Annotated in this window: 10 protein-coding genes; 8 read left to right on the top strand and 2 right to left on the bottom strand. The window is 43.9% G+C overall.

Annotation, left to right across the window (positions count from 1 at the left end; genetic code table 11):
• Window positions 1-3: 3 nt before the first annotated feature.
• Both Q0J48_RS02655 and Q0J48_RS02650 read right to left on the bottom strand, forming a co-directional pair.
• A complete protein-coding gene (locus tag Q0J48_RS02655; protein ID WP_296241386.1) occupies window positions 4-612 on the bottom strand; it encodes a hypothetical protein in 609 nt (202 codons plus the stop codon).
• A gap of 120 nt (window positions 613-732) precedes the next feature.
• On the bottom strand, window positions 733-2,112 hold the full coding sequence (locus Q0J48_RS02650; protein ID WP_296241383.1) for an NAD(P)/FAD-dependent oxidoreductase: 1,380 nt from the start codon (window positions 2,110-2,112) through the stop codon (window positions 733-735).
• Between the two features lie 171 nt (window positions 2,113-2,283).
• On the opposite strand from Q0J48_RS02650, the gene Q0J48_RS02645 reads away from it, so the two are divergent.
• From Q0J48_RS02645 to deoD (Q0J48_RS02610), 8 genes are all read left to right on the top strand, one after another.
• A complete protein-coding gene (locus Q0J48_RS02645) occupies window positions 2,284-3,606 on the top strand; it encodes a PTS transporter subunit EIIC (RefSeq protein WP_296241381.1) in 1,323 nt (440 codons plus the stop codon).
• Between the two features lie 97 nt (window positions 3,607-3,703).
• Window positions 3,704-5,638: a PRD domain-containing protein gene (locus Q0J48_RS02640; protein WP_296241380.1), complete on the top strand. Its 1,935-nt coding sequence runs from the start codon at window positions 3,704-3,706 to the stop codon at window positions 5,636-5,638.
• A 14-nt stretch (window positions 5,639-5,652) separates the two neighbouring features.
• The gene (locus tag Q0J48_RS02635) at window positions 5,653-5,946 is read left to right on the top strand and encodes a PTS sugar transporter subunit IIB (RefSeq protein ID WP_183373946.1); all 294 of its coding nucleotides are present in this window, start codon (window positions 5,653-5,655) and stop codon (window positions 5,944-5,946) included.
• 7 nt (window positions 5,947-5,953) lie between these two features.
• Window positions 5,954-6,286, top strand: a complete 333-nt coding sequence (locus Q0J48_RS02630) for a PTS lactose/cellobiose transporter subunit IIA (RefSeq protein WP_296241374.1) — start codon at window positions 5,954-5,956, stop codon at window positions 6,284-6,286.
• Between the two features lie 3 nt (window positions 6,287-6,289).
• Window positions 6,290-6,901 (top strand): hypothetical protein, encoded by a 612-nt coding sequence (locus tag Q0J48_RS02625; protein ID WP_183373942.1) that lies wholly within the window; start codon window positions 6,290-6,292, stop codon window positions 6,899-6,901.
• Window positions 6,901-7,620 carry a purine-nucleoside phosphorylase gene (gene deoD / locus Q0J48_RS02620; RefSeq protein ID WP_296241372.1) on the top strand — a complete coding sequence of 240 codons (720 nt, stop codon included), beginning with the start codon at window positions 6,901-6,903 and terminating at the stop codon, window positions 7,618-7,620. The genes Q0J48_RS02625 and deoD (Q0J48_RS02620) overlap by 1 nt, the downstream gene beginning before the upstream one ends.
• Before the next feature lie 143 nt (window positions 7,621-7,763).
• Window positions 7,764-8,363: a hypothetical protein gene (locus Q0J48_RS02615; protein WP_296241370.1), complete on the top strand. Its 600-nt coding sequence runs from the start codon at window positions 7,764-7,766 to the stop codon at window positions 8,361-8,363.
• A 20-nt stretch (window positions 8,364-8,383) separates the two neighbouring features.
• Window positions 8,384-9,100: a purine-nucleoside phosphorylase gene (deoD, locus tag Q0J48_RS02610; protein WP_296241367.1), complete on the top strand. Its 717-nt coding sequence runs from the start codon at window positions 8,384-8,386 to the stop codon at window positions 9,098-9,100.
• Window positions 9,101-9,104 lie beyond the last annotated feature (4 nt).

Raw genomic sequence — 9,104 nt, 5'->3', positions numbered from 1 at the left:
GCATTATACGCGTCCAATCGCATATTGGAAAGCATCTTCTTCTACTTTTTCCGGGTCGTAAGTTTCCAAGATCTTTCCATAACGTTCGCGGTAATCATTATCGACTTTTGCCTGTGGGATCACTTTGCATGCTTCATTGAAGAAGTGCTTTGAATCTCTACCCATTTCTTTTCCGCGTTTTGTGTGTTTGTCTAAAGCCAGATCGATGATTTCCGGAACTTCTCCCATCGCAGCTGTCTTGATCACGATGTTTTTCAAGAAGTCGCTGGAGCGATCTTTTTCGCAAGAACACAAGATACGGATCGCATGGATGAAATACATCGGCTGATCCGGATCATCGTATGCATATTCTTTACGCATCTGGTTCAATACATACATATGACGGGCTGCCTCCAGGTTTCCAAAACCGACATCTTCTACGGAGATCGTCAATAAACGGCTCCACAATTTTTCCAGCAGCACCGGACTGGTTGTATACAGTTCGTATGCATAGCGACATGCCAGTTCTGTCATAGAACGGCGAATTGATTTTTGCAGACCAGAAACCACTTCATCCACTTGAAGACCGTGTTTTGTTTTGGCTTCGGCCCATAGACTGTAGTCTTTACTCATACTGTTTTCCTTCTTTCTATTGACCTAATTTCTGGTCTTATTATAGAAAGGGGAAAACAGAGTCTCAACTAAACATTTTCCCATGTCTTAGGAAAGAAAAAGACTGCCCGCAGGCAGTGCTTAATCCAGTTGGTCAGTGATGTGGCGGGCAACATAGATCCCGCTGGCGCTGGCATGGCTCAAGGAATGCGTGACACCGGAGCAGTCACCGATCACATATAAGTTTTTATGACAAGTTTCCAGATTTTGATCCAATTGAACTTGCATATTGTAGAATTTGACTTCGACTCCATACAACAGAGTATCATCGTTTGCGGTACCCGGTGCGATCTTATCCAGAGCGTAGATCATTTCGATGATGTCATCCATCTGACGTTTGGGGATCACCAGGCTTAGATCTCCAGGAGTCGCATTCAAGGTTGGTGTGATAAAGCTTTCGCGGATACGACTAGGTGTACTTCTTTGACCGCGGATCAGATCCCCGAAGCGCTGCACGATCACGCCGCCGCCCAGCATATTGGATAAGCGGGCGATACTTTCCCCGTATCCGTTGCTGTCTTTAAAAGGTTCGGTGAAATGATTGGATACCAACAATGCGAAGTTGGTGTTATTCGTGTACTTGGCTGGATCTTCATAACTGTGCCCGTTGACAGTGACGATCCCATTGGTGTTTTCGTTAACGACGACACCGCGCGGATTCATGCAGAAAGTACGAACGAGATCCTGGAATTTTTCGGTACGATAAACGATCTTGCTTTCGTAGAGTTCATCGGTCAATTCACTGAATACATCATAAGGCAGTTCGACACGCACACCGATATCGACACGGTTGCTTTCGGTTTGGATGCCGAGAGAATCACAGATGTTTTTCATCCACTGACTGCCGGAACGTCCGGTGGAGATGATGCAGTACGTACCGGTATACGTTTGATGGGCTGCCGAAGTGATCTGATAACCGCCTTCGATTTTTTCAACGGCTTCGATGGGCGTATCGAAATGGAAATCCACTTTTTCTTTTAATTCGTTATACAAGTTTTCCAAAACGATATAGTTGATATCGGTTCCTAAATGCCGAACCGAGGCATCTAATAAATGCAGATCATTTCTTAAACACTTTTTACGAATCGAAGAATTGTTATTCTTAAACAGACGTGTGTTTTGTCCGCCATGGGATACATTGATCGTATCGACATATTCCATCAATTCGATGGCTTGTTCTTTTCCTATATATTCATATAGGTTTCCTCCGAACTCGTTGGTAATGTTATATTTTCCATCGCTAAACGCACCGGCGCCTCCAAATCCGTTCATGATCGAGCAGACGGGACAATTGATACAAGATTTGATGCGTTTTCCATCGATGGGACATTTTCTTTTTTCAAGGGGATGTCCGGTTTCAAAGACCCCGATTTTTAAACTTGGTTTTTTACGGATGGCCTCATACGCAGAGAAGATTCCGCCTGGGCCGGCTCCGACGATCAGGATATCATATTGATTCATTTGTCTCACCTCATATTATTACGATTGTATTGTATCACGGATCGTATCAGTTTGACGATTTCTTTGATTTCCTAAGGCACGGGAAAATGATTATTTGTGAAGGGAGGTGTAAACCGCTTACAATCAAAATGCCATGACATTATGAGCTTAGTAAGAAAGGAGAATTTGAAAATGCAAGCGATTCAAAATGCATTGCAGAAATGGTTGTTCCCGATTGCACAGAAATTAGAACAACAAAGACATCTGCAATCTGTGAAAGATGGTGTGGTTGCGATCATTCCGATCATTATTATCGGATCTTTCTGTATGATCCCTGTTGGTTTAGGAAACCTGTTTGGTGGAGGTTTTGGAGCCTGGGTCAATGATCACATCCTCATCTTTAACTTTCCCACTTATTTTACGACTAACATTATGTCATTGTTTTCTGCTTTTTTTATTGCCGAGTCTTTAGCAAAACGTTACAACATGAAATCCCCAAGTATGTTAGGGATCATGGCGGTATTGGTTCAGGTAGTGCTTTGTGTGAATGTCGATCCTGAAAACAGCATGATCTTTGATATTACTTCATTGGGTTCTGAAGGTCTCTTTGTCAGCATCATCGGAGGACTTTTGGTTGTAGAGATCACTCGTATCTTTGAAAAATACAACTTGACGATCCGTATGCCGGAAAGTGTACCTCCTATGGTTTCGGAAAGCTTCTCTTCTTTGATTCCATTTGCGTTCAACGTGGTATTGGCTTGTGCCGTTGCTTTATTGTGTACAACCTATGCCGGAACGACATTCCCGAAGATCATTATCAGCTTATTGGCACCAGCGATCTCATCTATGGATTCTGTATGGGCCGTTGCGATCATTATCTTCCTGACACAGCTTTTATGGGTGTTCGGCCTGCATGGAGCTGCCATTACCCAGAGTGTTTGGGCACCATTTGCGATCACTTATGCCGCTGAAAATGCTGCGGCCGTTGCTGCCGGGGTAGCTCCTGAACATATCTTTACTTATGGTTTCTATTTTGGTTTCTTACAGGTTACCGGTTCGGGTATGACGCTTCTGTTGGTGATCATGATGTGCCGTTCGAAGGCAAAATCTTTGAGCTCGATCGGAAAAGTAGGAATCGTTCCTTCTTTCTTCGGAATCAATGAACCGATCATCTTTGGTTTGCCGGTGATCATGAATCCATTTATGTTGATCCCATTTGTATTGGGTCCAGTTATTGTTTCTGTCATTTCTTATGAAGCGATGGCAACCGGATTAGTATCTTTGCCATTAGGGGAAGCACCAGGTTTCTTGCCTCCGGGATTCCAGGCATTCTTGTTGACAATGGATTGGAAGGCTGCGGTTTTGGCAATCTTTAATGTCTGCTTGATGGGACTGTTCTACTATCCGTTCTTTAAAGCGATGGAAGCCGATGAACTGCGCAAAGAAAAAGAAGCAGAAGCCAAAGAATTAGAAGCTGCCGAAGCGGAAGCAAAAGCAAAAATTGAACAAGCTTAAATTTTCAAATCTTGTTATAATAAAAACAAAGAATGAATCATAAGAGTTGGATCGAAGGATCCAACTTTTGGTCAAGAGATTTGAAAGAGGGATGACGATGTTAACAGATCGCCAGAAAAAAGTGGTGAAAATCATCGTAGAACATGATCGGGGGATCTATGCCAATGAGATCGCCAAGACTTTAAAAGTCAGTACGCGAACGATCCGCAATGATATCGCGGGAATCAACCTGGCGTTGAAAAACAGTCAGTGTTCGATCCAGTCCAGTAAGCGGACAGGATACTTTATCATGCAGGAGAACATCAATCGAATCAAAGAGGTTCTTAAAACGATGGATGCCTTGAATCCCAAACAGGTCGCCACTTCATCCAAGCAGCGAAAATACTTCATTTTAGGAAAATTGATGAATTGCCATGCGAAGGATCTGGGAGAAATGGCCGACGAGCTCTATGTCTCTGAACAAACGGTCTATAAAGATCTGACGGGGATGATCCATTATCTCGATGAGAAATATCATTTTGATGCCTTATCTCTGGAAAACGGGAAAATGATCTTACAACCCAAAGAAATCGAAATTCGAACTCTGGTCTATCGCTTGATCAAAGAAGAAATTTATCTGACCAATCGTTTGGTGGATATCCATCTTTATCAAATGATTCGCGAAAGCGCTGATATGGAAGAACTCAACGATATTGTTGACTATATCAGCGCCTATTGTCGCAGTAATTCGATTGTTTTATCGGATCAGATCGTCTTTGTGATCGCCTGGATGATCTTTTTCACGATGCTTCGATCCGAGGGCGGCTATCAATTGGAAAGAAATGTGGAATTGTTCAATCCCAATGAAAAATTGAGCCAGCTGTTAACGAGTCTGTTTCGGGATTTAAGATTTAATCTTACGCAAAGCGATTGTCATCTTCTTCAGAATTATATCGAGACCTTAGGGTTCTACAGCAATCAAGAAGGTGTGATCTCCGGCTCAGAAGTAGAAGAGATCGTAGATCTTTTCACCAAAGAGATGCTGGCCAAATACAATATGGATTTCACAACGATCCCCTCTTTGTTTGAGAACTTCAAGATCCATCTTCAGTTTACGATCAAGCGCTTGTTGATGGATTATCAGCTCTCCAACCCGCTGTTAAAAGAGGTCAAGGTCAAGTATGCATTTGCGTATGAGATCACAATGTTGATCGTACCGATCATTCACGATCGGTATGGGCTTTATCTAAGCGAAGATGAGATCTCATTTTTGACGATGTATGTGATGCCGTTTTTAAAAGCCCAGAACGCCAGAGTGAAAACGATCTTGGTCAGCGGTACATCGCAAAGCTTTGCGAATATGCTCCATGTTTGGCTCAATCAGGAATTTGGTTCAAGAATCGATATCGTGACGCAGATCCCGATGTATCGATTGGAAGAAGAATTAGAATCGCATCCAGTGGATCTGGTGATTTCTGATCGGACCATTGATAAAAAGATTTCGGTTCCTTTGATTGAGATCACACAGCTGCCGGGGACGGCGGAGCGAAAGCGTCTGGAATCTTTCATTGTGAAGATGGTGACTGTGACTTCCAGTGAAGACGTCTTTCACAAGGTTTTCAATCGGAATGCGGTCTTGTTTTTTGACGGGGAACCATCCTTTGCCCAGATCATTCAAAGGTGTTCAAGACGCTTGATGGATAATGGGAATATATTGGATGCGGATGCGTTTTCGGTTGCCACGCTGCAGCGGGAACAGATCTATCAGACCCATATTGAAAATGGCGTCTTCTTTGCCCATCCATTAGAAAATAAAGCCATCAAAAATGGTGTTTGTGTGGGGGTTGTCCGAGGGCATGCCAAGATCGCCGGCAATCCTATTCGTGTCGTATTTGTGGGGGCTCATGAGCCCAGGATCTATAAAGAGATGATCCATGTCTATGATTTGATCAACAAAGTGGCTGCCTCCAGCCGATTGGTCGGGATCCTTTGCGGAATGCATAATGAAGGCGAACTGATTGATTATCTGGAGCGTATCGTACAGATCATTTAAAGGAGGAAAAACGTATGAAGATCTTAGTTGTGTGCAATGCCGGGATGTCTAGCTCGATCCTGGTCAAAAAGATTGGTGAATATGCCAAAAGTATTGGAGAAGAGGCAACGGTACAGGCTGTCAGCTCGGCAGCGGCTGGCGACGAAGCTGGAAAATGGGACGTTTGCCTGTTGGCACCTCAGATTCGTTATGCCTTAGATGATGTAAAAAACAAAGTCAAAATGCCAACTGCCTGTGTAGATATGCGTGTCTATGCCATGGCAGATGGAAAAGCAGCTTACGAACAAGCAAAAGCATTAAAAGGATAAGAGTTTTATGTTAGATCTTGAAAAATTGTCGGAAGTTGCGATGCAGATCATCGCTTATTCCGGAGTTGCCAAGTCAACTTATATTGAAGCGGCTCATTTAGCCCGTCAAGGACAATTTGATCAAGCGATGGAACAAATCAAACAAGGAGATGAAGTGTTGCGGACAGCCCACGACACGCATTTGCAGCTCCTGCAAAAAGAGGCAACCGAAAATACGCCTCAAGTATCGATGTTGGTGCTCCATGCGGAAGATCAGTTTATGAGCTGTGAAACAATCAAAGTGCTGGTGATGGAGATCATGGAGATCTATCGCCAATTACAAGCCCAAAAAGGAGAATGATGTATGGGAAAACAAGCCTATGATCCATGGTCGAAGATCACGACCCGCAATGGGTATGCCTGCGACGAAGTGATCAGTTCTTTACAGAAATGTATTCGCCGGGGAAAAGAAGAAGAGGCATGTAAATTTGCCTATGAACTGTATATTTCTTCTCCGCAGTTAGAAGAAAAAATGTGGCGTCGTCTGATTACGATCTCCGTAGAAGATATCGGAATGGGAAATCCGATGGCCATCGTTGTGGTCAACGCACTGGCTCAGGCCCGTTTGAATTTTGACTATGCGGACAACGATCGTACGATCTTCTTTATCCATGCGATTCGTTATATGTGCGAAAGTGAAAAAGATCGTTCCAGCGATCTGTTGAAGAATATCTGTATCAAGAGTTTTGCGATGGGACAATATCCAGAAGTACCGGATGTTGCCTTGGATAAACATACGCAAAGAGGAAAAGCGATGGGAAGAGATTCGTTCCATTTCTTGAACGAAGCCAGCATCGTGATCCCGCAAGCGAAGGTGGATAACGACTATAAAGAGCGTTATGCCAAGATCTTGGAAGAATACGATCCTAATGATGTAGCCGAAACGACATTTACGTTCAACGGCTGGCAGTGGTAATGGCAACGGTACATAATAAGGCTTCAAAAGAAGAAGTCGCTTCTGTGGTATTGATGCCGGGAGACCCTTTGCGCGCCAGATATATTGCCGAAAAGTATTTACAAGATCCGGCTTTGATCAATGATGTTCGCGGAATGTTTGCGTATACAGGATCGTATCGCTGCAAGCGCATCACCGTAATGGCCAGCGGGATGGGCTGCGGATCTATGGGAATCTACTCGCATGAGCTTTTCAATAAATACGACGTAGACATCATCATCCGCACAGGTTCATGCGGAGCGTATACGATGGATCTGGCCTTAAAAGATCTGTTTATCCCGGATTCCTGCTGGAGCCAGTCTGCTTATGCCAATATTTATAGCGGCAGTACGGACGATATTGTTTATCCCGATCCGGAATTGTGGGCCGATCTATGGGAAAGTGCCCAACAAAAACAATTGGCACACAAAAAAGGCCGACTGCATACAAGTGATTGTTTCTACTACAAGAAAAAAGAAGATAAACAGCTGATCTGTGAAGAGAAAAAGTGCCTTGCGGTGGACATGGAAAGCTTTGCCTTGCTGCACAATGCCGCCGTGGCTCACAAAAAAGCGGCAACGATCTTAACGGTCAGCGATCATTCGCTGTTAAAAGAAAAATTGAGCACAGAAGAAAGACAATCGGGCTTTGATGAAATGATCGAAGTCACTTTGGATGTCCTTTGGAAACATGCGAAATAACCTTCCGCTTGGATAGGAAAACGATTATTTGAGTCGCATCCCTGACTTTAGTAAACTGAGCTTGTAAAAAGCTACCGTAACCCTAAAAGATACTGTAAAGAAAATCTTTGCGGTATCTTTTTTCACAAAGAAAGGTGGATGTGATGAATTATAAAAAAATAGGACTTGTTGTTTTAGGATCCTTGATTTCCGGAATCGGGATTGCAATTACGATTGCCGTCGATCTGGGAAGTGATCCGATGACGCTGTTTTGGATCGGGATCGCTGATACTTTGCATATTACGGTCGGGCAAGCAAATCTCTTAGTGTGTGCCGTGATCTTGGCGGGAATCTTCTTTATCGACCGCAAGCAGATCCATGTCGGAAGCATCTTGAACCCGATCGTCATTGCCTTGGCAACGGACAGCTTAGCTTTTTTAGATTTTCATGGCTTGCCGATGATGGGGCGGATCTTGATGATGATCGTAGGCTTTGCGATCTTGGCTTTTGGGGTTGCTTTCTATGCCTTGGCCGATTATGGCAAAGGAGCCTATGAAGCCTTGGTCTTCACCCTAAGCAAAAAATTGGATAAGCCGGTCGGGCCGATCCGAACAACGGCTGATGTTTTGTTTGCGTTGCTGGGTGTATTGTTAGGCGCTCATTTTGCGCTGGGAACTTTACTGGCGATCCTTTGTATGGGATTGATGATCCAAATTTGTCTAAAGTGTCTACAAAAGTTTTTTTCGGAACTAGTTTTTCAATAATATTATAAGGAGGAATGAAAATGCCGACAGCACATAATAATGCCAATCTGGGAGATATTGCCAAAACGGTCTTGATGCCAGGAGATCCCTTGCGGGCCAAACATATCGCTGAAACGTATCTGACGGATTTTGTACAGTTTAACTCGGTTCGCGGAATGTATGGGTATACCGGAGATTATAAAGGAAAGCGGATCTCCGTAATGGCCAGCGGTATGGGAATGCCAAGCATGGGCATTTATTCTTACGAATTGTTTAAAGAATACGGAGTTGAAAACATCATCCGTATCGGCAGCGCCGGAGCCTATACCCAAGAACTGCATCTGTTTGATCTGGTTTTGGCCGACAGCTGCTGGAGCGAGTCCACTTTCGCCTTGGCGCAGGCAGGACAAGAAGGAAACATTCAATATCCGAGCCAGGATCTGAATGAGACTATCAAACAAGCCGCCGCGAAATTAAATATTCCGGTATTGGAAAAACGAATTCATTCAAGCGACGTCTTCTATCATGAGGACAATGTTCCCGATCATAATGATTTTTATCAGGAACAGGGCTGTGTCTGTGTGGAAATGGAAAGCTATGCTTTATTCCACAATGCGAAGATCTTAGGAAAGAATGCCGCCTGCCTTTTGACGATCTCCGATTCTCTGGTAACGGATGAGCATGCCAGTGCGATGGAGCGCCAGACTTCTTTCTCACAGATGATGGAAGTGGCTCTGGAAGCGGCCATCATGAGGTAAACCT

Origin of the sequence: uncultured Faecalicoccus sp., from assembly GCF_944325745.1 — a bacterium.
GTDB lineage: Bacteria > Bacillota_I > Bacilli_A > Erysipelotrichales > Erysipelotrichaceae > Faecalicoccus.
Note: the sequence above shows the minus strand (reverse complement) of the source record. Positions and strands in the feature narration are given on the sequence as shown.